This window comes from Haloarcula salinisoli (assembly GCF_019599405.1).
GTDB lineage: Archaea > Halobacteriota > Halobacteria > Halobacteriales > Haloarculaceae > Haloarcula > Haloarcula salinisoli.
Window position 1 is genome coordinate 758,052 of record NZ_RKLQ01000002.1, and the last position, 23,253, is coordinate 781,304.

Sequence of the window (23,253 nt, forward strand, 5' to 3'; positions counted from 1 at the left end):
GCTCCCTGCGGTCGCCGGTTCGCTTCGAGACCTCCCGCTGGTCGGTCTCGCTACGCTCCCCGCTCGCTCTTTCCGAGGAATCTCCCTACGGTCGATTCCTCGCCTGCTCCACGGCCTCGACAAATTCGGCCGCGCTCTCGCGGACGCCCTCCATATCTTTGTTCCTGATGGCCTCGTAGTCGACCAGCGCCGAGCCGGCACCGACGGCGACGGCGCCCGCCTCGAAGTAGTCCGCTACGTTCTCGGCGTCGACGCCGCCGGTCGGCATGATGGGGACGTCGCCGAGGGGTCCCTGAATCGCGCTGATGTGGCCCGGGCCCACGGTCGAGGCCGGGAACATCTTCAGCATATCCGCGCCAGCGGCCATCGCGTCGGCGGCCTCCGTGGGTGTCATGACACCCGGGATGCAGAGCACACCCTCGCGGTTGCACACCTCGACGACGTCTTCGTCGAAGTGGGGCCCGAGGATGAACTCCGCGCCGGCCTCGATGGCGTTGCGCGCGGCGGCGGGGTCCATCACCGTCCCGACGCCGACGATGGCGTCGGTGTCCTCCAGGGCCCGGTCGACGGCGGCGACCTGGTCGGAACACCGCTTGGCGTCGGCGGTCAGTTCCAGCGCGCGCACCCCGCCGTCGTGGACGGCGCGGGCCACGTCGACCATCTGGTCTTCCGGAATGTTACGCAGGACGGCCGTGACGCCGCTGTCGAGAAGTGCCGATTTGACTTCCTGCTTGCGTGTCATGGAAGTCCCTCAACGGGCCGACGGGAAAAGCGTAGCCCAACCGATACGGAGTGTTGTAGTCTCTTGGCGGTACCGCCAGCCGAAGGTCGGAAATCAGCGGCAAACAGCTCCAACAATCCGTATCACTCGTCTGGCTCGTAGGGCAACCCTGGGTCCGATTTCGGCGCGCCGACGCCGAGCACGCGGGCCGACTGGTCGGCGTCCTCGGGCACGAAGGCACGGTGGGGGCTCTCGGGCTCGGCGACGAACACCTCGCCGGTCTCGACGGCGAACTCCCCCTCGGGCGTCTCGACGTGGACCGGCCCCGAGACGACGTAGAACAGCTCCTCCCGTTGCTTGTGGTAGTGATACGAGCGCGGGAGCTGTTCGCCCGGCGCCATCTCGTAGGTGGCCGCGTGCAGCGCCAGCAGCTCCGCCGCGTCCGAGATTCCCCGCCGGTCACACGGGTAGTCCTCGGTTTCCGGCAGCTCCGCGGGGTCGATGTGGTGGTAGGCCATACTCGAACGAGCGACAGCAGTGTGTAAAAGCTTGAGGTGGTGTCCTGTGCTGCTATCTCGTTTAATAGGAACAGCTCGAACAGCCAGAAAGCCCCCGCACCCTCGATTCGCGCGGCTCGCTGTGCTCTTCGCCGCCCTTCGGTCGGCTCCGGTGCTTACTTCGCCGGGCTTCGTCGAGGGTGCGGCCCCTTTCAGCCCCGCCCATGCCGGCTGGCCAACTGGCTACGGGCGGAATGAAAGGGGCTTTCTGGTCGTTTGCAGTCGCTGCGAGTCAGATTGTAGCTCTCGGTGTACATCTCCCGAAGAATACAGTCGCTCGTTCAGCCGAACAGCCAGACGAGCACCGAGAGCGTCCCCAGCGAGGCCACGGTCGTCACGACGACGTTCATCGAGGCGAAGGCGGCGTCGCCGCCGAGTTCGCTGGTGTAGACGTACGTGGAGACGGCGGTGGGGACACCGAGCATGATGACGGCCGCCGACAGCGCTGTCGAGCCGACGCCCAGCGCCGAGAACACGGCCCACGCGAGGACGGGCATCCAGACGACCTTCAGCAGGACCACGCCGGTCGTCGGCCGGAGCGTCGACAGGGACAGCTCCGTGTCGAGTTTCGCACCGACACAGACCAGCGCCAGGGGGAGCGCGAGCGTCGCGACGGTGTCGAGGCCGGTGACCACTGGCGCCGGAACGCCGACGCCGCCGACCGAGGCGGCGATGCCAGCGGCCAGCGAGACGAGGACAGGATTCGTCGCCAGTGCCCGTAGCTCGCCCGACAGCGACGCGTCGCTATCGTTGATGCGGATGAGCGTCATAACCGTCACGGGGGCCTGGGTCAGCGCGCCCAGCCCGAGGACGACGCTGGCGATGGCGGTTGCCTCACCGCCCAGGGTCGCCGCCACCAGCGGGAGCCCCAGAAACCCCATGTTCCCGTGGTAGGACTGCACGATGGCGACGCTCCGGCGGGCGTCGCTCTCCCGGCGGCGGTGGACGAGCCAGCCGGCGGCGACGGTCACTGCGAGGACGGTCCAGAAGCCGACCAGCAGTGCCGGCGAGATTAGTTCACCAAGCGGGCGGTCGAACGTAGAGGCAAAGACCAGCGCTGGGAGGGCGACGTAGAAGGCGACGGCCGTCAACGTCTCCGTCCGCGACGCGGTCAGCAGGGAGACGCTGCGTGCGGCCGCGCCGACGGCGAGAAAGACCAGCATGAAACCGAGCTGCTCGATGACGGCCATACCGGACCCAACGAGGGGGTGCTTTAGTCGCTTTCGTCACTAGGGCGCCGTGGCACTGGCAGTCAGGGACACGGCTGGCGCTCGCTCAGTTCGCCCGCACGACGACGCTGGTGGTGCCTGTGTCGGCCGTGACGGTCACGGTGTAGACCCCGCGCGGTTCGACGGTCCAGAGCTCGCCGTCGGTCCCGGTGGTCCCCACGGGCTGGCCGTCTATCGTGACGGTCCCGTCGACGGTCGCGCCGGTCTCGTTGTTCGAGGCGGTGACGAGTAGCGGCCCCGTCGCGCTGGACTGACGGACCGTCACCGCGAGGGTGCCGTTGACGTTGCGCGCGATCGCCGTCGTTTGGACGTCCGAGAGGTCGCGGACCTGCTCCTCGTAGAAGACGTCGGTCGTCCCGCCGTCGAGATACGCCCGCAGGTCGCCGTTTGGATGGTCGGCCGTCAGCTCGTAGATGCCCGAGTCGCCGTAGAACGTGAAGCTCGGGCGCTGTCGTTCGTAGAGCCACGGGTAGAGCTCGGCCGCCCGCTCGTCCGCGACGTCCAGCCGGTCCGTCTCGGGGTCGCCGTCGTTGACCGCCGTGCCGAGGAACTCGTCCGGCGCACTGGCGTCCCGTGCGTCGTCGAGGCGGGTCTCCCTGAGGTACTCGTCGTCGGTCACCGTCGCGAGCATATAGCTGGCATCGGCGACCTCGATGTACAGTGTGCGGTCGGCCGAATCACCCGACTGGAGCTGGTCTCCGATAGGGCCGGTGAGCGTCCGGAGTTCGCCCTCGGTCGAGCGCAGTCGGGCGATGATGGAGTCGTTCAGTGAGTACTCGGGCGCGTTGTCGGGGGCAGCCGAGACCTGCTCGAGGGTCTCCAGTAGCTCGCTCGCCTCGGCGTTGACGACGAGGCGCGTCCTGAGGAACGCCGCTGCAGAGATCTCATCGCGGGCGTAGCGGGCGATAGCGGCGTCCTGGCGCTGGTCGAGGGCCTGCTCCTGGGCTTCGATAGCTGCCAGGCGGTCGGTGACGAGTCGTGCCCGCGCCTCGCGTCCGTCGGCCCGTTGGAAGCGTTCCTCGAACGAGAGGGCGTCGTGTCGGTGCTGGAGCTGTGTCGACCAGGCCTCGGTGGCGGTGCCGACGTCGACGCCGGTCTCGTTGTAGCTGGTCCGTTGGACCTCACCGCCGGGGATGGTGAGTTGATTCGTCGTGTTCTGAACGGTGTCGATACTCTGGGCGGGAACCGTCGTCGTGAAGGTCCGCTCCGGGGTCGCGTATGCGCCAGCGACCGGAAACGCCGCCGCGGTGACGAACAGCAGCGCGACGAGGAGGGCAGGAAGCGGTCGCATTGTCAACTCGTATACCGGCGGCGTACAAAAATCTCTCCCATTACACCACCCATAACTGTCGCGTGAGAAGCGCCGAGACGTTTCACCGCCACCGCTGACGTTTTATTCTTCGATAGAAAGGGTTTTGCCGACAGCCTGTACACTCTTTGTGTGATATGGCCCCGCGGGTATCCGCCGTCCTCCTTGCCCTCCTCTTTGTTGCGTTCCCAGCGGCCTCGGCAGCCACACCGGTTGCCGCCGCCCCCAGCGAGCCGGCCGCGCAGCCGACTGCGGCCCAGGAACTGGCGTCCGAGAACACGACGTTTCAGGTACAGTTGCACCCGGACGGCGACGCGCGCTGGCGGGTCGTCGAGCGGTTCGATCTGACGGACGAGAACGACACCCGCGCGTTCGAACGGCTGGGTGAGACGTTCGTTGCCGGGAACACCGAGGAGAACGCACTGGTAGAGTTCCAGACGGCGAGTGATGGGGCGGCCAGCGCGACCGGGCGGGACATGGAACTGCGAGACATCAACCGTGAGTACGTCGTGGACGACGGACAGGGGCGGCTAGTTCTCTCGTTCAACTGGACGAACTTCGCGGCCGTCAGCGGCAGTCAGCTCCGGCTCGAAGACGCGTTCTACACGCAGAGCGGGACGTGGCTCACTAACCTCGCGGCGGGCCAGTCGCTCGTCATCTCCCCGCCCCAGGGGTACGTGCTGACGAACTCACCGCAGAACTCCTATATCGACAACGGCGACCTCCGTATCGATGGAAGCCCGACGACGAGGTTCGAGCGTGGTGACCTGGACATCGTCTACGATGGCGGCCGGAACCCGAACAGCACGGGCACGGGCACGGGGACCGACCAGGGCCCCATCCAGGATGGCGGGTTTCCGCTGTGGGGCGGTCTGGGCATCCTGCTTGTCCTTGGGGTCGTGGCCGCGTTGCTCTACATGAACGAGTCCGACGAGTTCCCGGCCGTGGGCGGAAGCACGACCGACAGCGACGATGGGGACACACCGTCGGCGCCCGCGTCGACCACTGCCGGCGGTGAGTCGGCCGACGAGATCGACGTCGAGTTGCTCTCCGACGAGGAACGCGTCGAACGGCTGCTCACCCAGAACGGCGGTCGGATGAAGCAGGCTCGAATCGTCAAGGAGACCGGCTGGTCGAACGCCAAGGTGTCCCAGCTGCTCTCGTCGATGGACGAGGACGACCGCATCGACAAGCTCCGCATCGGGCGGGAGAACCTCATCTCCTTCCCCGACGAGGACGTCACCGAAATCGAGGACTGATACTGGCGGCTGTCCCAAACTGACGTCCTTCGCCACCCCGGGGTGGCGAACATCGTTGGGAACGTACAGCCACCAGTATGAGCGGCCCGGCGGTAGCGTTTTCTCGCTGCCCGCCCACCGTTCGGTGTGCAAATCCTTGTCACAGTGGCACCGGTGTCCCGGGCCGACGGCGACTCCGACACCGAGTACCGCCTCGGTGCGTGGGACGCTCACGCGCTCGAAGCGGCCGTCAGGTTGCGGGAGACCCACGGGGACGTGACAATCGTCACGGCGACCGTCGGGCCGCCGGCGGCCGACCCGGTCGTCCGGGCCGCCCTGGCGAAGGGGGGCGACCGCGGGATACGTGTCTGGGACGACTCGCTCGCGGCGGCGGCCCTGTTCGACCCACGACTGAAAGCGCGGTTGCTGGCCGAGGTGGTCGACGACGTGGACCCCGACATCGTACTGGCGGGGGCTCGGTCGGGTCCGGACGGGTTCGGTGCGACCGGGGTGACCCTGGCCTCGTCCCTGTCGTACGGCTGGGCTACGGTCGTCACCGATATCGCGCTCGACCGCGACGCCGGCGTCGTCTCGGTCCGCTCGGACCGCGACGGTCCACACGTCGACCTGGTCGACGTCGACCTGCCGGCCGTCCTGACCGTCGGGACCGGCTGCAACGAGCCCCGGCCGGCGAGCCTCGGGGCGGTCAGGGCCACACACCGGGCCGACCTCGCGGTGCGCTCACTCGACGACCTGGGACTCGAACCGTCCGATATCGAGCGGTCGCTGACCCGGGTCGGTACCGCCGACCGGGACCGCGGCGTAACGCTGTTCGAGGGGCCGCCCGAGGAGGCGGTGGCCGACCTCGCCCAGGTCCTCCGCGCACACGGGGTGGAACCGTGACCGTTCTCACCGTCGCCGAGCACCGCGGTGGCCGGCTGCGCGAGGTGAGCCGCGCGGCACAGACGGCCGGACTGGAACTGGCCGAGGCGACCGACGACCCCGTCCACACCGCCGCCGTCGGCGGCGACGCCGAGCGGTTCGCAGAACAGCTCGCCCGTGACGGCGTCGACGTGGTCCACACGGTCGCCGAGGGCGAGGCGTTCACCCACGATATCGCCACACGGGCACTGACACAACTGGTCGGCGCTCTCGACGCGCGGGTCGTCCTCGCGCCGAACTCGGCGACCGGGCTGGCGTACGCCCCGGCGCTCGCCGCCCGACTCGACTGGCCGATTGTGACTGACGCGGTCGAACTGGACGCCGCGGACGGCCTGACCGTCGCCCGCGAGGGTGACGGGACAGTGACGAGGTTCGCTGTCGACAGTGGCCGGGCCGTCGTGACGCTCCGACCCGGCGAGTGGCGCCCCGCCGAGGCGACCGGTGACGCCGAAATCCGGTCGTTCGCGGCCGACATCGACGACGGGGCGGTCCGGTCGAGGGTGACCGGTTCCGAGACGCTCGGTGACCGCGACCTCACCGAGGCCGACGTGGTCGTGGCGGTCGGACGCGGTATCGGTGCCGAGGCGAACCTCGACGTGGTCTTCGACCTCGCCGAGGCCATCGACGCGACGGTCGCGGCCGCCAGCCCACCGGTGAAACTGGGGTGGCTGCCCGCCGAGCGGCAGGTCGGACAGTCCGGCGTGACCGTCGCGCCCGACGTCTACCTCGCCATCGGTATCTCCGGCGCTACCCAGCATCTCGCCGGGATGCGCGAGAGCGACACCACCGTCGCCATCAACAGCGACCCGACCGCGCCGATATTCGACGTGGCGGACTACGGCATCGTCGCCGACTTCGCCGATGTCGTCCCAGCGCTGGTGGCTGCGTTCGATTCCTGAGTCGGCCGGAATTTTTACCTATATGTAATCCCTGATTGACCGGGTCGTATCACTGGCTAAATTTGGCGTTTTCTGGCGTGTAAAAGACTGTTAGTAGGCTCTTCTTTACTGTCAGAACCCCCATTTCCGGTAAACTTATGATGGGTGATTAATGATGTACGTGTCAGCAAGAGGGGCGAGTATGGGTCGGTCGCTCCGGCGACCGGCGTGGGACCTCTCGGCGCATACATAGATCACAATGACAGACCGGATTACTGACCGCATATCACGACGGAGCGCACTCAAAACACTGGCAGTCTCGGGGACGGTAGGACTCGCCGGGTGTGGTGGAATTTTCTCGGACTCGGAGACCGAATACGGCCCGACGGACGTCCCGCCGAAACAGCGGGGCATCGATGAGTGGGGGAAGAAGCTCAACGAACACGCGAAGAAGGCAGACATCGACTGGAAACAGTTCGAGGGCGAGGGCATCGAACTCACGTTCGGGAACGCACTGCACCCGTACGCGACCACGACCAACCAGGTCAAATCCTACTTCGAGGACCTGACGGGTATCACGGTCACCTACGACACAATCTCAGAGGAGCAGTACTGGCGCGATGCGCGCGCTGCTCTGCGGAACGACGAGGACTACGACGGCCCAGCGTACGACGGTGTCATGTGCGGGCTGTGGCCCGCCGGTGGGTACCATTACGGTGAAGACGGGGAGCCATGGGTCCGGGACCTCTGGCAGTACATCGAGAACGACGACCTCACCGACCGGGAGTGGCTCGCGATGGACGACTTCCTCGACCAGACCATCGAGCTGATGACGTTCCCGAACGAGGACGGTTCCACCGACTTCATCGGTTTCCCGAACGGTATCGAGGCCTACGGCTGTACGGCGATTCACAAGCCGACATTCGAGACGCTCGATCTCGACGAACCGACGAACTTCGCGGAACTCGAGTACTGTGCCAAGACCATCTCCGAGTCCGACGAGGTCGACCGCGAAGGCATGGTCTCCCGGACCAGCTCCGGCACGCTGTCGGCGGCCAACTGGGGGACCATGTTCAAGACCTACGGCGCCGACTGGATCGACCGCGAGAACAAGGAGGCGGCGCTCAACTCCGAGGAGGGTATCGCCTCGCTGGAGCGGTTCGCGAGCATCCTCCACAACTACGGCCCCGAGAACCCCAGCTCCTACGACTGGTACAAGAACAACAACGCCTACAGCGAGGGCGACGTCGGGATGATGTACTCGACGCCACAGACCTCCGGTATCGTGGACACGCAGATCATGGAAGAGACGAAGTGGCTCCCGCCGCTGGAGGGCCCCGACGGGCAGGACCCCGTCGTCGACACGTGGGTCTGGTCGACCGCCATCACGGCGGATACGGACCACCCCGAGGCTGCGTGGCTCTACCTCCAGTGGGCCAACTCCCGACAGGCCAACCTCATGCTCTCGACCCGCCAGTGGGAGGGCGACCAGCCGCGTGCGGGCTACGCCCGCCTCGACTGGGTCGACCAGCAGGTCAAGGACGGCAACGCCCCGCCGGTGCCCGGCGAGGGGTACATGAACGCGTTCCGTAAGGGAATGGAGAACGTCCCCGGTGGCCGACCGAGCGAACCGGACGTCTACCCGCCGGTGCCGGTCGACACCAACCAGAACATGAACATCATGTCCGAGGCCGCGTCCGCGATGAGCAACGCCATCGCGAACGGCCCAGAGACGGCCGCTGAAGAGCTAAACAGTGCAGCACCCGATATCACAGAGTACGCAAAGCAAATCCCTGACCGATATGTGGCTGCGGACAGATTCGATAACAAATGAGTGCCGAAGACACACCAGACGACGTAAGTGTAGATGACGCCAGTAGCATTCTCCCTGGCTTTCTGGCCAGAAGCTTCCTGGCGAAGTTCGTCGTGGCGCTGTTGCTGGTCACTGTAGTCATCCTCGGCGTGAGCGCGAACACGTACGCCCAGACCAGCGACCAGCTCACGACGGACACCGAGACTGAGTACATCGGTGTCGCCAACTCCAGTTCGACACAGCTCGTCGAGTGGCGCCAGTCACGACGTGACACCACCCGCCGGCTCTCACAGTTCGAGGTGGTCCGGAACGGCAACCAGAGCGAACGGCAACGGTTCCTCGAAGACGAATACGACCGGCTCCCGGACGACGTCATCAAGATTCAGATCGTGAACCGGTCCACGACCACTGTCACCGCAAGCTCTGACACTACGCGTATCGGGGAACCACAGCTCAGCCGTGAGGCCCCGTGGCGCAACGAGAACCTCACCTACGGCGAGGACGGTGTCTACATCGCGGAAGCGACGAACGCGCTCCAGACCTCGCTGGTCTCTTTCGTCACCCCGATCGAGACGGAGAGCGGTGAGAACCAGATTCTCGTGATGCAGACGGACCTCAACGCGCTCGCGAACAGCCTGCCACAGCCGTCCCAGGGCGTCTACTCGCAGGTCATCGACTCCCAGGGCCGGATTGTCGCCGGGACGCGCGGCCAGACCGCTCTGGGCGCGAACGCCGGTTCGCTCCAGGAGTACGACGAGAATACCTCCGGCATCGGGCAGTCGTTCGTCCAGCGCGGCCTGGAGGGCGAGAAGGGCTTCGTCCAGGCAAGTGACGTCAAACCGTCTCTCGCCGGTGAGTACGTTATCGCGTACCACCCGGTCGCAGACGAGGAGTGGGTCGTCGCGACGCACGTGCCGGTCTCGACCGCCTACGCGCTCCAGAACACCATTCAGAACAACCTGCTCGTCCTCTCGGGCGCGGCGTTCTTCGGTATCGCGTTCATCGGGCTCGTCTTCGGTCGCGGGACTGTGAGCACGCTGAACCGGCTGACCGAGAAAGCCGAGCGTCTGGAGGCGGGGAACCTCGACGTCGACCTCGACGTGACCCGACGCGACGAGTTCGGTCAGCTGACCGCCTCGTTCGCGAACATGCGCAACGCACTGCGTGACCGTATCCAGGAGGCCGAATCCGCGCGGAAGGAAGCGGAGGTCTCCCGGCAGGAAGCACTCGCCATGACCGACTACCTCCAGGAGAAAGCGGAGGACTACAGCGAGGTCATGCAGCAGTGTGCGAACGGTGACCTCACCCAGCGCATGGAGATCGACAACGAGAACGACGCGATGGACCGCATCGCGACGGAGTTCAACGACATGCTCGGCGAGCTGGAGAAGACGACCGGCCAGCTCAAGACCTTCAGCGAAGAGGTCGCCGAGTCCAGTGACATCGTGCTGACCAACACGGAGAACGTCCGTCAGTCCGCCGAGCGAGTCACTGCCTCCGTCGAGAACATCAACACGGACGCGACCGACCAGGAGGCCCGCCTCGAAGAGCTGGCCGGCGACCTCAACGTGGTCATCGACCGGCTCCACTCGCTGAAGGGCAACCCCCACGTCGACATCAACGAGGAGCTGGACCAGTTCCAGAACGTCGCGAACGTGCTCGAACAGGCGACCGGACAGAGCCAGTCCATCCGCTCGGAAGCCGAGAGCGCGGCCGAGACCTCCAAACAGCAGGCCGACGAGCTGGACGAGGTCTCCGAACGTGCCGACCGGCTCAAACGCTACGCGAAGCCGCTCGGGGGTATCCTCGACCGCTTCGAGACCGCCGCGGAACACGAGTTCGTCTTCTCCGGCGGCCCGAGCCAGCCGGTCCAGAACGACAACGACGACTAACTACGCGGCCGCTGTTTTTTTGTTGTTCGACGCGCCCCGAACACTGGGTCGTCAGGTACTTTTCCCCGTGGTCCCAAGCCGACGGTAATGGAGTATCTCGAGGCGCGTCGTGACCGCGTCGAGTCGCGGCTACAGGCCGTCATCGACGACGTCGAACCCGACGAACTCGCAGACCAGGTCGGCCACGTCGTGCTCTCGGGCGGGAAACGGGTGCGCCCGACGGTGGCGGTCCTGGTGTGTGAGGCGCTGGGTGGGGACCCGGCTGACGCCGTCGATTTCGCTGTCGGCATCGAACTGGTCCACAACGCCTCCCTTGTCATCGACGACATCATCGACGAGTCCGAGGTCCGCCGCGGGACCCCGGCGGCGTGGGCGGCCTACGGCCACGGGCCGGCCATCATCGCCTCCGACGGCCTGCTCGGGGAGGCCTTTGCCCTCTTCTCGTCGGACGAGCGGGCGATGCAGACCGTCTCCGAGGCGATGGTCGAACTCGGTGAGGGCGAGGCCATGGAGCTGGTCGCCCAGCCCACCAACGAGACCGAGTACATGGAACTCGCTCGCCGCAAGACGGGCGCGCTGTTCCGGGCGGCCGCCGAGCTGGGCGCTATCGCCGCCGACGCCGACGCCTACACCGTCGAGGCGATGGGCGAGTACGCCCAGCGCGTGGGGGTGGCCTTCCAGATGCGCGACGACGTGTTAGACGACGTCGCCGACGAGGAGACGCTTGGCAAACCCACCGGCCACGACGCCGAGATGGAACGGCCCTCCTTCGTCGAGGTGACCGACCTCACCACCGAGGAGGCAAACGCCAAGGCCCGCGCCGAGTCCGACGCCGCCCTGGAGGCGCTGGATACCGTCGATGCGCCCAACTCTCAGTCCGTGGAGTATCTTCGGGAGCTCGCTGAATTCGTTGTCGTGCGTGAGCGCTAGCAGCATTTGGGTTCGGGGACGCAGTTGCTGCTGTGACTAACGCGGTAGACAGTACCGAGCGCCAGCAGTCCCACTCCGCCGTCCGGTTGTTACTGTGACACAGAACGGTTCACTGGGCGGCTGAGTGCGGGCCAGCGTGAATGAGCCGCCTGCTCGGTGTGTATGCGTATCGTGCAGGAGACAATCTCTGGAAAGGGTGATATTGATACAATCAGTAAAGAGTGACGAGTAATCACCTGTTCGTGCTGTCCGTGTGTTTGAGTCGTCCTGTACTGACACAAAACATATACGAATCCTATCGGGAACGAACGTTCATGGCCAAGCCCTCCCGACGACAGGTTCTATCGGCCCTCTCTGCAGCTGGAGGCGCGCTGCTCGCCGGCTGTACAGCTGACCCGGACGAACCGAACACGAAATCGAACACGACGGTGACGACAGTGGGCGGTGGCACCTCTCCAACCGAATCGACCCAATCGGTGCCGGAGTTCCCCGGTGACACTGCCTCGGACGCATGCCCACCATTCGATGACGCCGCTCAGGTCGTCTGCTACGATGCAGTCGACCCCCAGGCAATGCCAGTCCTCCTCGTTCCGGAAACCCAGACAGTCCAACTGGATCAACCGACCGATTTCACGCTCCGAAACCAGAGTGAGCAGTGGTTCGAGACGAACTCCCACGGCTGGGAACTGTACAAGCGAGTCGATGGCGACTGGTACTACATCATGCCTCGGGCTACGCCACTACCAGCGTACCGATTGGCTGCCGGCGAGGCCCACACGTGGACTTTGACCGTTACGACTGGGAGCGTCAGCGATGGCGCTGCCATCGACTTAGTCCAAGGGACGGAATCACTCTCAGCCGATGGGCTCGGCGGCGGGCACTACGCATTCGCAACCGATGGGTGGTTCGAAGGAGTCTCCTACAAAGAGCCGACCGTGCTCGCGACAAGCTTCGAACTGCAGGCCAGCCCGCTGGAATTGACCCCCAGAGCGGCCATCGCCGAGGTGGAGTGGGACGGCAAGACACTGGTCGCACGGTCGACCCGAGGCGAGGCCGGCGATGATGACGGACGCGACGCGTACATTCTTGAACGAATCGACGACCCCGAGCCCGATGCAGAGGAGGTCATCATCGAGCAGGTCGTCCGCGACAATCAGCTACGTGACGCTATCGCACTGAGCCTGGAATACGAGGCCACCCGGGTCCGGCTGGAGGAGTTCGATAGGGATTTCCCGCTATTGAGAGTCGATCGCACCTACGAGTTCCGGGGCGACCACTATCGGGTGACGACACAGGCGGGCGAATCGTCGTAGTGTTGGTCCGACTGGTCCGTCGGTTCAAAGCAACCTAGGGGCCATATGGCCGGTGCAGTGACTGTGTGTATCTGCCGATCAACCACGGGGAGCAAGACGGCTCATCGGCACGAGTGGGGCGATGCGACTGGGACGTCCGGCCGTAGAGTGAAAACCCGCGTACGTCCGACCACACGATAGCCCCCGAACACCGCCTCGTAGAACAACAGCGCTTTTAGACGGTGATAGCCAACGAACGGCCAATGACAGTCATCGGTGTCGTCGGACTCCCCGGCAGCGGCAAGAGCGAGGCGGCCGAGGTCGCACGCGAGATGGGCGTCCCGGTCGTGACGATGGGCGACGTGATTCGCGCGGAGTGTCGCGAGCGGGGGCTGGACCCGGCGACCGACCACGGGACCGTGGCGAAAGCGCTGCGCGAGGAGAACGGGCCGGGGGCCATCGCCGAGCGCTCGCTGCCGATTATCGAGGACGAGCGGGCCGGCCACGACACCGTCCTCGTCGACGGTATCCGCTCGGACGTAGAGGTCGGGGCCTTCCGGGACGCCTTCGGCGACGCGTTCGTGCTCGTCGAGATATCGGCCCCCTTCGACGTTCGCGCCGAGCGGCTGGACCTGCGGGGGCGGGACGCGAGCGTCGAGGAGGGCGGCGAGTCCCTCGAGGACCGCGACGAGCGGGAACTTGGCTTCGGGATGGGCGAGGCGATGGAGATGGCCGACGTGACCATCGAAAACACCGACTCGCTGGCGGCGTTCCAGCGGCGTATCCAGACGCTGCTGGAAGAGGGCGTGGAGGCCCAGTCGTGAGCAGCGTCTACAGCGTCGACGTCGAGATACGGGCGCCGGTCAACGACACGGAGGTCACCGCACGGGTCGCGGACGCCATCCGGAACCTCTTCCCGGAGGCCGACCCCGACCACCGCGAGGGGGAACTCGTCGCCGAGGTCCATACGATGGAGGGCTTCTCGGAGGAACTCCACCGCGCGGAGATTCTGGACACGGCTCGCTCGGTCTTCTTCGACAACCTGGCCGGCGACAGCTTCGCCTTCGACCTGAAGAAGCAGGCGGCCTTCGAGAGCCGCGTGAACTTCGCCGTCGGCGAGCCCGCGGAACTCGGTGATATCCACGTCGGGGTCACGGTGCGAGCGCCCGACGCCGAGAGCTACATCGACTCCGTGGCGCCCCCGACCGAGGACGGGAAGCCGATAGACACCGAATGACCGAGGCGCTCTGTTTCGCACTCGACGGTGTGCTGGTCCACCGGACCCGCTCTGACGCCGATATCCTGCGGGACGTCTTCGATGCTCACGGCGTCGAGCCATCCGACGAGGTCCTGACGACGGCGCGGGACGCCTTCCGCGACGCCTTCGAGAATCTGGAGCCGGACCCTTACCGCCAGTCGATGGCGGCAGTCCGTTCGGTGGCCGACACCGCGGACTCGGACGCCGACCCGGACGAGATGGTCGCGACGCTACGCGAGCGGACGTACGCGGGAACGACGGTCCCCGACGCGGCCCGGGAGAGCCTCGCCGGACTGGCCGAGGACAGCGCCCTCGCGGTCATCACGAACGGCCCCCGCGAGTGGCAGGTCGGCAAACTCGACCACCACGGCCTCACCGACCAGTTCGACGCCGTCGTCGCCTCCTACGAGGCGGGCGCCCACAAACCCGACACGGCCCCGTTTGAACTGCTCCGCGAGCGGCTCCCCGCCGACGAGTACGTGATGGTCGGGGACAGCGAGGACGTCGAGGGAGCGCGAGCCGCTGGGTTCGTTCCCATCGAGTACCGGACTGACGGCCCGGACCTCTGGGCGACCATCGACGCCTTGCTCTGACTCACTCCGTGAGATAGACGCCCGCTTTCGGGTGCTGGTCGGCGTCCTCGACGATGCGGTCGTCGTCGCGGGCGGCTTCGATGGCGGTCCTGGCCGAGTCACGCGACAGCCCGCCGACGACCGTCATGACGTCGATGAGCTGGTCCTCGTCGGCGCGCTGGCGACCGCCAGGCGCGGTGCCGAGGACCGAGGGGGCCTCCGCTTCGAAGAAGCGCAGATAGGCGGCGGGGTCGCGTTCGCCGGCCAGCCGGTCGTGCCACGTGGCCGGGTACTGGCTGATGCGGTCCCCTTCGAGTTCGTAGAAGCGGTCGCCGTCGTCGACCCAGCTGTCCGAGTCGGTGAGCAGCTCGTCGACGACGTTCCAGAAGGCCTCGGTGTCGAAGCTGCTGTCCTCGCGGTCGTGCAGTTCGCGGGCGTAGGCGTCGATGGCCGCCCGGGGGACGCCGGGGCGGTCGTCGTGGTGCCGTTCGAGGATATGGATAATCTTTCGCGTTCCGAGGGCGTCTCCCTGGTGGACGATTTCCTCGACCGCTCGCTGGTCGGTGTCGACCATGCCGTCTCTACCGTCGGATTGGTGATAGGCAGTCGGCTTTCAGATGCCACTGACGAAGATGGCGAGCCACTCACCGACCTCGCGGCGCTCGGTCACCCGCACTTCCTCGACCCACTTCACCCACTGGAACCCTCGGCGACCGGGCGCCACGAGTCGAAGCGGGTAACCGTGGCCGTGTGCGAGGCGCTCGCCGTCGACACGCGTCGCGAGCATGGCATCCCGGGCCTCCTCGATGGGGAGGCTCCAGCGGTAGCCCGTCACCGAGCGGAACTGCACCCAGGCCGCCGCGTCGTCGGGGTCGGCAGCGTCGAGCAGGTCGGCCACGCGCACCCCTTGCCAGTCGTGCTCGGAGTACCAGCCGCTCGTGCAGTCGAGCAGGGCCCGGTCGCTGGCACCCGTCGGCAGTTCCGCGGCGTCGTACGACGCCGCGCTGGCGACGCGGCCGCCGACGCGTAGGGACCACTCGCTCCTGTCGATTGGCTCGGGGTCGTCGGCGACCCAGCTCGTCACCGGGAAGCGGTTCCCGGCGTCGCTGCCCTCCTCTCGGGAGCCGGTGAAGCGGCGGTCGGCGCCGGCCGTCTCCAGTGCGTCGTTGACCGGCCCCTGGAGTCGCCAGACGACGGCGCCGGTCGTGACGAGGCCGGCGTAGCGGATGGCGTCGCGGCGGCCGTGCCGAACTGCCGTCTCGGGCGAGTGATAGCGGTAGCGCAGATGGACCAAGAGCAGGGGCGCGACGAGCAGCCCAAGCGCGGTGTGGAGGTGGAAGAGCCCCCACAGCCCCAGGTCGAGCGAGCCGCCGAAAATCCACCAGACGCCGGTGACGAGTGCGCCCGTCGCGTCGACGGCGAGCGCGATGGAGACGACTCGTGCCCCCGTCAGCCGCTCGGGTGCGACTCGGTGGCGGACCCGCCAGAGCTTGACCGGCAGCAGACAGACCAGCACGATTCCCGAGACCGCGTGCAGGTCGATGACCCACGCCGCGACGGCGGTGCCGGCGAAGATGGTTCCGACGCCGGTCGCAAACAGCGTCGCGACGGCGACGAACAGCCCCCAGTCGACGGCGCGTGGCGAGGGGGTGTACCGGCGCCAGTCCATACCCGGCTTACGGTGGCGAGAGGCTTAGTACGCCCGCTGGGGACTTGAGGAAGTGTTTAGAAAGAGAAGTAGCATACAGACAGCCAGAAAGCCCCCGGTTTCTCAGCTCCCGCGACTCGCTGTCGTCCGAAAGGCGCTGCGCGCCTTTCGTGAGTGAGCGAATCGAAGATTCGCGATCTGTGCAAGACCTCCGGTCTTGCAGCATCACGAGAGAGCTCTGCTCTCTCGAACGACGCTCCAGTGGGTGCTTACGTCGTCGGGGTTCGCTGAGAAACCGGCCCCTTTCAGCCCGCCCATGCCGGCTGACCAACCGGCTACGGGCGGGGCTTTCTGGCTATGAGCACTCTATCTCTCTTACCTGAATACGACCGCCCCGTCAGTACGCCCGCTGCAGGGCCACGTCGCCCGCGCTCGTCCGGACGGTGACCGTGTCGCCGCCGTTGTTCCAGACCGCGCCGCCGGCGCCCCAGTAGCGCGCCGTCTCGGTGTCGGTCCCGCTGCCGGTGTAGAGGGTGGTCCGTTCCCCTGGCCCGAGCGAGTAGGTCCCGAAGGTGTAGCTGTGGTCAGCGGCGTCGGTGACGGTCCAGCCGTCGAGTGAGATGGGGTCGTCACCGCGGTTCGCGAAGACGAGATACTCGTCGTTCAGGTTCTCGTTGTCGTTGCCGGCGGCGTCCTCGTGGATGTCGACCAGGGCGAGTCCCGAGGGGCTCGTCGTCGCCGTGTCAGTCGCCCAGTCGGCCGTCTCGGGGTCCGCGCAGCGCCAGAGGCCCCGGCGGTCGTCGCGGGCGCCCGTCTCGGCGGTCGTGAACGACCCCTGGCGGCTGAAGTCGCTGTCGTAGACGCGGGCGCGCCCGGTCGCGACGAGCTGGTAGTTGAACAGGCGGTCGTCGACGACCACGTAGGCCAGCAGGCGGTCGTAGTACCCGCGACGGTCAAGGTTCGGGTCCGTGACGATGCCGACGGTGCGGCCCAGGAGTCGGTCCTTCGCGAAGTTCGAGGCGTTCGTCCCGGCCTCGCGGAGACAGGTCGCGCCGGCCGCAGTGTCGGGGACGCCCTCGAACTCCGCGGGGTCGTTCTCCGCGTTGACCTCCGGCGTGTCGACGCCGACCAGCCGAACGGTGTCGCGCGTGCCGTTTTCGTATTCGATGCGGATGGTGTCGCCGTCGACGACGGCCGTGACACTGACCTGTGTGGTGTCGGCCGGGAGGCTTGCCGCCGTCCCCGGTGCCGCCGGGGCGGACCCGCCGTCGTCCGCGGGCACGAGTCCGCCACAGCCCGCGAGCAGGACCAGCACGACCACCACACCGACTCGGCGACCTTTCATCGTCGGACCGAGGGCACCCACCTACACAACCTTTCGGGCGGGGAGTTATGACACTGGCCTGAGAGAAGCCAGTCGATGCTCGCCCTGCACGTCAGAGAGGTCATGCAGACGCCCGCAAGCACTATCACGCCCGGGAGTCCCATCGTCGAGGCCGCGACGCGACTCCGCGACGAGGGCATCGGCTCGCTCGTCGTCGAGCGCAACGGGGAGTCGGTCGGCATCATCACCGAGAGCGACATCGTCGCCGTCACCGCCGAGGAGGGCGACACGCGAAAGCTGACCGTCGCGGACGTGATGGCGACGGCGCTGGTGACCATCTCGCCCGACGCCAACCTGGAAGTCGCCGTCGACCGACTGCGCACCCACGGCATCAAGAAGCTCCCGGTCGTCGAGGACGGCGAACTCGTGGGTATCGTGACGACGACGGATATCTCCCGATACGTCCCCCATATCACCCGTCCGGAACTCTCCCGCGAGCCCCACCCCGAGCGCCGCCGCTTTACCCGCCCCGACACGCTCTACGAGGACGACGACTGGGAGTTCGACAGCTACGGTGTCGCCGACGGCATCGACGTGGGCGACCACGTCCGCTTCTCGAAGACGCTCTCGGAGAACGACATCGAGCGCTTCGCCGAGGTAAGCGGCGACACGAACCGGCTCCACCTGGACGCGGAGTTCGCCGAGGGGAGTCGCTTCGGCCGCCGCATCGCCCACGGGACGCTGGTCTCGGGCATCATCAGCGCCGCCCTGGCCCGGCTCCCGGGGCTGACCATCTACCTCTCGCAGGAACTCTCCTACCGCGGGCCCGTGGACATCGGCGACCGCGTCACCGCCCACTGTGAGGTCGTCGAACAGCTCAAGGAGAACCGCTTCCGGCTGGCGACCGCTGTCGACGACGGCGACGGCAACTGTGTCGTCGAGGGCGACGCGGTGGTCATCTCCGACCCGATTCCGGACTCTGCATGAGTGGTGGATTTGGCCAGTACTGCTTGTTTTGGCGCTAACGTAGAGTACAGCCAGAAAGCCCCCGCGCTATCGGCTCCCACGACTCGCTGCGCTCGCGTTGCGTGCTTGCGTCGCCGGGGTTCGCCGATAGCGCGGCCCCTTTCAGTCCCACCCATGTTGGCTGGCCAACCGGCTACGGGCGGACTGAAAAGGGCGGCTGGCTCCGGGAAAGTGGACGATGTAAGCACCGTAACGAACGAAGTGAGTGAGGAGCGTGGTTCAAGAGCGCAGTGCGCTCTTTCGAACGACATCGAGTCTCCCGACCGGAACCGGCCGGGGCTTTCTGGCTGGTTGTCGTCGGGCTACTAATCTTCTCCTAATGGTCGTGCAGTAGAAGACGCTTGTGTCAGAATCTCAGAGAAATAATCGATTCCAAAGAATCTACGCTAATCAACTCCGATTCTTCTGTACGTTGCTTGTCTTCCCGTTTCGTGGCAACTTCAGTGATATTATCTATACAGCGCTCAAGGGTGTCAAAAGCACACTTCTGTTGTTCTTGCGTTAGGGGAGAAAGCGACTCATCGATATCCCCGTGCGCAAGTGCCCTCCAAGGGCCTTTGAGCCCATCTCTTCTGGGGAATCCACTAATGATTTCTTCATATCTGTCTACTGCCAATCTCGCTTTTCCTTCTAAAGCCTTAATCGGCAACCCCTCAAGCCTTTCAGGCTGATACTGATGCTCAAGATTTGTAAGTTCTAATTGGAGTTTTTCCCCCGTGTTTGTTTCGGAAAGGGACTTAGCCATACTCTGTAATCGCTCTGTTCCTGATTAATGGTGTGTCTACGGGTGAAAGTGAAATTATCATAAATGAATTGAATAATTGGTTCTAACGCCTAAAATAGCAACCAGGTATAACTACCAGGGACTAATCGGACATACTTCCACTATCTCCGCTTGAAACTGAAACAATAGTGGTTTAAATCTCTATTAGCCAGCCCTCAGACCAACAGAACCACGAGCGCCAGGGCAATCCAGCCGATTTTCAGCCCCGTGTTGACGGCGATGACCTTCGACCCGAACTCCCGGCCCCAGATGCCGTACTGGAACGGGATGGAGCGTTTGAACGTCGAGACGGCGAAGGAGACGATGCCGCCGACGAGCATCGTCGCGACCGCCGTCCGGGCGGTGAAGGTACCGTTCTCGATGAGTGGCGCGATGACGACTGCGCCGGAGGTGGTATCCAGCGCGAAGGCGGCGACGACCGGGACCGCTGCGCCGGGCAGCCCGAGCAGGCCGGTCAGGCCGTCGGCGGCCGCCGTCAGCGCCTGCCCGGAGCCGCCGAGATAGGCCATGATTTCCTCGGAGTACGCGACCAGCAGGGCGACGACGACGTAGATACCGGCCAGCCGCGGGAGAATCTCGCGGAGTTTCTCGCCGGTCTCGAAGAGCGCTTCGAGAACTCGCTCCAGATTTGTCTCGGGTTCGTCCTCGCCCGGCTCGTCGCTGGCCGTACTGGCGTCCGTATGCGGTTCGGCGCCGCCATCCGGCGTCGCGGCCACCGCCCTCCGGTCGACGTTCGAGCTATCGAGCAGGACCGCACCGGCGACGATGCCGGTCAGCGTGATGGCGAGCGCGACCAGGCCCCGAGTCGTGACGTAGAGGACGCCGACGCGGGCCCCGAGGATGGGAATCAGAATCGGGACGTAGAAGGTGACGATGTGCTGGGCGAAGCCGAAGAACGTGTTGATGGTCACCGCGACCAGCGTCGCGCGGTCGTCGAGCACGCCCGACTCGCGGAAGTCCGCGAGCATCCCGTAGCCCGCCGTCGGCGAGGCCGTCGTCGTCAGGATGGCGGTGCCGACCTCGTCGGGGAGGTTCGCCGGGCCGGTGAGATACTGCGAGACGACGGCTATCTTCTCGACGAGACCGAACGACACCGCGAGGTTCGCGAGGAAGACGCCTATCGAGAGGAAGATAGCGATTCGCAGGACCCGCAGGAACACCTCGGCGAGCAGGCCGACGACCGGATGTGACAGGGCGGCGACGGCTGACTGCACGGTCGATGGTCGGGCCACGACAAGCAAAGGCTCGTCGGTCGGCGTCAGCCCACCACCAGCCGCACCGCGCCAAACAGCACCAGCACGCCCAGCACGTCACAGACGTTGGTGACGACGGGGATGACCACGTCGTCGGGGTCCAGTTCGAACCGGTAGGCGGCGTAGGTCGTTATGATGGTGACGGCGATAGCCAGGGCCGCCAGCACGACGCCGCTGAGGAGCGCGACCGCGACGACCGTCGGCAGCGAGAGCCGGGTCCCGCCGAGCAGGGACTGCAACAGCCACGCGCCGGCGCCCACGAGCGGGAAGACGGTGACCGCCAGCGCGATGGTGGCGACGGCGTTGCCCACGAGTCGGTCGTCGTCGGGGCTAAAGGAGAGCAGGCCCAGATGCAGGGCCGTCGAGAACCGCGCCGCGAGGATACTCCCCAGATTGCCGGCCATCCCGATGGTGACCGGCACGAGCACGAGCAGTGTCGGGTAGCGCAGCAGCGTCGATTCGAACGTATCGAGGACGATGCCACTGCCCAGTTCGATCGCGGTGAGGACGACGAGGACTGGCAGCATCCGGCGGACGATACCCCGGACCGTCCACGCCGACGCCGCCACACTACCCACCTCCCAGCGCGAGGACGATACGGGTCGCCACGAGCAGCGTCGCGATGCCGACGACGTCGCCGGTCGTCGTCACCACCGGGCCCGCCAGCGTGTCGGGGTTCAGGCCGCGACGGTAGCCGACGAAGACGACCGAGACGACCGCGATGGTCAGCAAAATTCCGGAGATGAGCCCCGCGAGCAGGGCGATGGCGACCAGCGTCGACAGCGACGCCGACGGCCGCCCAAGCGCCCCCAGCAACGCGACCGCCAGGAACGCCGCGATGACGCTAACCATGACGCCGTTGGCCAGTGCCGCCGCCACCGCCGCGTTCACCCGTTCGTCGTCCGTCGAAAAGGTCGGGTCGACCAGCCCCTGATGTAACGCCGACCCCAGCCGCGCCCCCAGCGAGCCGTAGACGTTCCCTCGGGTCGCCAGCAGCGCCGGCACCAGCACGAGCAGCCCCGCCACCTGCTCCAGTTCGGCGTCCATCCCACCCAGAACGACGCCAGCGAAGAGGCCGCCGACCGCACTGAGTGCCAACACGGGCAGTGACTCCCGGTAGGCCTGCTGGGCCACCTCGCGGACGGTCATTAGGACACTCCAGCGTGTCCAGTCGCAAAAAGCACCCGTCTTTGGCGCTGCAATCTGTGTGACTGATTTTCTTTTCTTCGTGAGTGCTACTGCGACCGAGCGTCAGAAAGCCCCGCTAGCGACTGTGACGTTGGCGACGCCTACCGGCAGTGTGAACAGCCAGAAAGCCCCGACTCGTTCGGCTCGGGGGGCTCGTTGCGGTCCTCGCTCACGGTGTTCGCTGTGGTCCTTACGTCGCCCGCCTTCGCCGAACGAGTCGCCCCTTTCAGTCCCACCCGGCGCTGTTTGACCAGCCGGCATGGGTGGGACTGAAAGGGGCGGCTGCGTGGCGGCTACGCCGCCACGCTTAACGAGGTCGGCAGAGCCGACCCCGCTTGCTACACGAACCCCGACGACGCAAGGACCACAGCGAACGTAGTGAGCGAGGACCATAGCGAGTCGCGGGAGTGTAACTGGCCGGGGCTTTCTGGCTGTATACGCCGGCAGTGACTCCGCTGTTCACATCAGTAACCACTCTGGTTGCTAGGGACCGAAGTGTTCACACGGGCTGACCCCCACATACCCCTAATGACGGAGCCACGGGTGCTACTGACGAACGACGACGGCATCGACGCGCCGGGGTTGGCGAGCTGTTACGAGGAACTTCGGGCGGTCGCGGACGTGACGGTGGTCGCGCCCATGGAGAACCAGAGCGGTGTCGGGCGGACCCGCAGCCACCGCACCGCTCGCGAGAGCCACCCGTGGGGGTACGCCCTGGACGGGACGCCCGCCGACTGCGCGGCGTACGGACTCCGGGGGCTCGACGAGTCGTTCGACCTCGTGGTCTCGGGCTGCAACCACGGGCCAAACGCCGGCAACTACGTCGTCGGTCGCTCGGGCACGGTCGGGGCCTGCGTCGAAGCGGGCTTTCTGGGCACGCCAGCCGTCGCGGTGTCGGCGTACCACTGTGAGGATTTCTTCGTCCACCCCGCAGACGACTACGACTTCGACCGCCCGGCCCGGGTCATGACCGAGGTCGTCACCCGGGCGCTGTCGGGTGACATCTTCGACACGGCGGACTTCCTGAACCTGAACGTCCCCGTCGACGTGGCCGACCCCGAGATACGGCTGACCGAGCCATACCACGACTACGACCTGCAGGTCGAACACGACACGGAGACCGACGTCGACGACCAGGCGACCCAGGGGACCGTCGGCGACATCGCGCTGCGTGACGTCGTCTGGCCGGACACCGCGGGGTGGGAGAACCCCTTCGACGGCGAGGCCGACCTGGCAGAGCGCTACCCCGAAGGGAGCGACCGCCGGGCCATCGTCGACGGCGCGGTGAGTCTCTCGCCGCTGACGGCGCCCGCCGTGGGCGTCGAGTCAGACGCACTCGAAGGGATGGTCGGTGCGTTCAACGAGAGCGAGGCGGCCCGCAAACGCAACCGGTAGCCCG

General features: G+C 66.2%; 23 protein-coding genes. 12 read left to right on the forward strand and 11 right to left on the reverse strand.

Annotated elements, in window-relative coordinates; genetic code table 11:
• Nucleotides 1-85: 85 nt before the first annotated feature.
• The 4 genes from EGD98_RS13135 to EGD98_RS13150 form a co-directional block, all read right to left on the reverse strand.
• Nucleotides 86-742: a bifunctional 4-hydroxy-2-oxoglutarate aldolase/2-dehydro-3-deoxy-phosphogluconate aldolase gene (locus EGD98_RS13135; protein WP_220588824.1), complete on the reverse strand. Its 657-nt coding sequence runs from the start codon at nt 740-742 to the stop codon at nt 86-88.
• A 122-nt stretch (nt 743-864) separates the two neighbouring features.
• Nucleotides 865-1,239, reverse strand: a complete 375-nt coding sequence (locus EGD98_RS13140) for a cupin domain-containing protein (RefSeq protein WP_220588825.1) — start codon at nt 1,237-1,239, stop codon at nt 865-867.
• 320 nt (nt 1,240-1,559) lie between these two features.
• A complete protein-coding gene (locus EGD98_RS13145) occupies nt 1,560-2,468 on the reverse strand; it encodes an AEC family transporter (RefSeq protein ID WP_220588826.1) in 909 nt (302 codons plus the stop codon).
• 85 nt (nt 2,469-2,553) lie between these two features.
• On the reverse strand, nt 2,554-3,798 hold the full coding sequence (locus EGD98_RS13150; RefSeq protein WP_220588827.1) for a DUF7094 domain-containing protein: 1,245 nt from the start codon (nt 3,796-3,798) through the stop codon (nt 2,554-2,556).
• Nucleotides 3,799-3,953: 155 nt separating this feature from the next.
• Here EGD98_RS13150 and EGD98_RS13155 point away from each other — a divergent pair, with 155 nt between their 5' ends.
• The 10 genes from EGD98_RS13155 (at nt 3,954) to EGD98_RS13200 (ending at nt 14,652) form a co-directional block, all read left to right on the forward strand.
• Entirely contained in the window at nt 3,954-5,075 is a 1,122-nt protein-coding gene (locus tag EGD98_RS13155; RefSeq protein ID WP_220588828.1) for a helix-turn-helix transcriptional regulator, read from the forward strand.
• 126 nt (nt 5,076-5,201) lie between these two features.
• Nucleotides 5,202-5,957 carry an electron transfer flavoprotein subunit beta/FixA family protein gene (locus EGD98_RS13160; RefSeq protein WP_220588829.1) on the forward strand — a complete coding sequence of 252 codons (756 nt, stop codon included), beginning with the start codon at nt 5,202-5,204 and terminating at the stop codon, nt 5,955-5,957.
• A complete protein-coding gene (locus EGD98_RS13165) occupies nt 5,954-6,895 on the forward strand; it encodes an electron transfer flavoprotein subunit alpha/FixB family protein (RefSeq protein ID WP_220588830.1) in 942 nt (313 codons plus the stop codon). The genes EGD98_RS13160 and EGD98_RS13165 overlap by 4 nt, the downstream gene beginning before the upstream one ends.
• Nucleotides 6,896-7,133: 238 nt before the next feature.
• The gene (locus EGD98_RS13170) at nt 7,134-8,708 is read left to right on the forward strand and encodes an ABC transporter substrate-binding protein (protein WP_220588831.1); all 1,575 of its coding nucleotides are present in this window, start codon (nt 7,134-7,136) and stop codon (nt 8,706-8,708) included.
• Nucleotides 8,705-10,579: a methyl-accepting chemotaxis protein gene (locus EGD98_RS13175; RefSeq protein ID WP_220588832.1), complete on the forward strand. Its 1,875-nt coding sequence runs from the start codon at nt 8,705-8,707 to the stop codon at nt 10,577-10,579. The genes EGD98_RS13170 and EGD98_RS13175 overlap by 4 nt, the downstream gene beginning before the upstream one ends.
• Nucleotides 10,580-10,666: 87 nt before the next feature.
• Nucleotides 10,667-11,509 carry a polyprenyl synthetase family protein gene (locus EGD98_RS13180; protein ID WP_220588833.1) on the forward strand — a complete coding sequence of 281 codons (843 nt, stop codon included), beginning with the start codon at nt 10,667-10,669 and terminating at the stop codon, nt 11,507-11,509.
• A 314-nt stretch (nt 11,510-11,823) separates the two neighbouring features.
• Complete coding sequence (locus tag EGD98_RS13185) at nt 11,824-12,822, forward strand: hypothetical protein (protein ID WP_220588834.1); 999 nt, start codon at nt 11,824-11,826, stop codon at nt 12,820-12,822.
• A gap of 242 nt (nt 12,823-13,064) precedes the next feature.
• The gene (locus EGD98_RS13190) at nt 13,065-13,625 is read left to right on the forward strand and encodes an AAA family ATPase (protein WP_220588835.1); all 561 of its coding nucleotides are present in this window, start codon (nt 13,065-13,067) and stop codon (nt 13,623-13,625) included.
• Nucleotides 13,622-14,038 carry an RNA-binding domain-containing protein gene (locus EGD98_RS13195; RefSeq protein ID WP_220588836.1) on the forward strand — a complete coding sequence of 139 codons (417 nt, stop codon included), beginning with the start codon at nt 13,622-13,624 and terminating at the stop codon, nt 14,036-14,038. Before EGD98_RS13190 ends, EGD98_RS13195 begins: the two co-directional genes overlap by 4 nt.
• A complete protein-coding gene (locus EGD98_RS13200) occupies nt 14,035-14,652 on the forward strand; it encodes an HAD family hydrolase (RefSeq protein WP_220588837.1) in 618 nt (205 codons plus the stop codon). The genes EGD98_RS13195 and EGD98_RS13200 overlap by 4 nt, the downstream gene beginning before the upstream one ends.
• 1 nt (nt 14,653) lies before the next feature.
• On the opposite strand, the gene EGD98_RS13205 is transcribed toward EGD98_RS13200, so the two are convergent.
• The 3 genes from EGD98_RS13205 to EGD98_RS13215 all read right to left on the reverse strand — a co-directional run bounded on the left by EGD98_RS13205 (nt 14,654) and on the right by EGD98_RS13215 (nt 17,624).
• Nucleotides 14,654-15,205, reverse strand: a complete 552-nt coding sequence (locus EGD98_RS13205) for a hypothetical protein (RefSeq protein ID WP_220588838.1) — start codon at nt 15,203-15,205, stop codon at nt 14,654-14,656.
• Between the two features lie 39 nt (nt 15,206-15,244).
• On the reverse strand, nt 15,245-16,300 hold the full coding sequence (locus EGD98_RS13210) for a molybdopterin-dependent oxidoreductase (protein ID WP_220588839.1): 1,056 nt from the start codon (nt 16,298-16,300) through the stop codon (nt 15,245-15,247).
• 376 nt (nt 16,301-16,676) lie between these two features.
• Nucleotides 16,677-17,624, reverse strand: coding sequence for a lamin tail domain-containing protein (locus EGD98_RS13215; RefSeq protein WP_220588840.1), 948 nt, complete (start codon nt 17,622-17,624; stop codon nt 16,677-16,679).
• 75 nt (nt 17,625-17,699) lie between these two features.
• On the opposite strand from EGD98_RS13215, the gene EGD98_RS13220 reads away from it, so the two are divergent.
• Nucleotides 17,700-18,590 (forward strand): CBS domain-containing protein, encoded by an 891-nt coding sequence (locus EGD98_RS13220; RefSeq protein ID WP_236039474.1) that lies wholly within the window; start codon nt 17,700-17,702, stop codon nt 18,588-18,590.
• 385 nt (nt 18,591-18,975) lie between these two features.
• Here EGD98_RS13220 and EGD98_RS13225 read toward each other — a convergent pair whose 3' ends face one another.
• The 4 genes from EGD98_RS13225 to EGD98_RS13240 all read right to left on the reverse strand — a co-directional run bounded on the left by EGD98_RS13225 (nt 18,976) and on the right by EGD98_RS13240 (nt 21,815).
• A complete protein-coding gene (locus tag EGD98_RS13225; protein ID WP_220588841.1) occupies nt 18,976-19,374 on the reverse strand; it encodes a hypothetical protein in 399 nt (132 codons plus the stop codon).
• Between the two features lie 194 nt (nt 19,375-19,568).
• Complete coding sequence (locus EGD98_RS13230; RefSeq protein ID WP_220588842.1) at nt 19,569-20,627, reverse strand: nucleoside recognition protein; 1,059 nt, start codon at nt 20,625-20,627, stop codon at nt 19,569-19,571.
• 44 nt (nt 20,628-20,671) lie between these two features.
• Nucleotides 20,672-21,193 carry a magnesium transporter gene (locus EGD98_RS13235; RefSeq protein WP_220589418.1) on the reverse strand — a complete coding sequence of 174 codons (522 nt, stop codon included), beginning with the start codon at nt 21,191-21,193 and terminating at the stop codon, nt 20,672-20,674.
• Nucleotides 21,194-21,236: 43 nt separating this feature from the next.
• Complete coding sequence (locus EGD98_RS13240; protein ID WP_220588843.1) at nt 21,237-21,815, reverse strand: magnesium transporter; 579 nt, start codon at nt 21,813-21,815, stop codon at nt 21,237-21,239.
• Between the two features lie 567 nt (nt 21,816-22,382).
• Here EGD98_RS13240 and surE point away from each other — a divergent pair.
• On the forward strand, nt 22,383-23,249 hold the full coding sequence (gene surE / locus EGD98_RS13245; RefSeq protein WP_220588844.1) for a 5'/3'-nucleotidase SurE: 867 nt from the start codon (nt 22,383-22,385) through the stop codon (nt 23,247-23,249).
• Nucleotides 23,250-23,253: the final 4 nt, after the last annotated feature.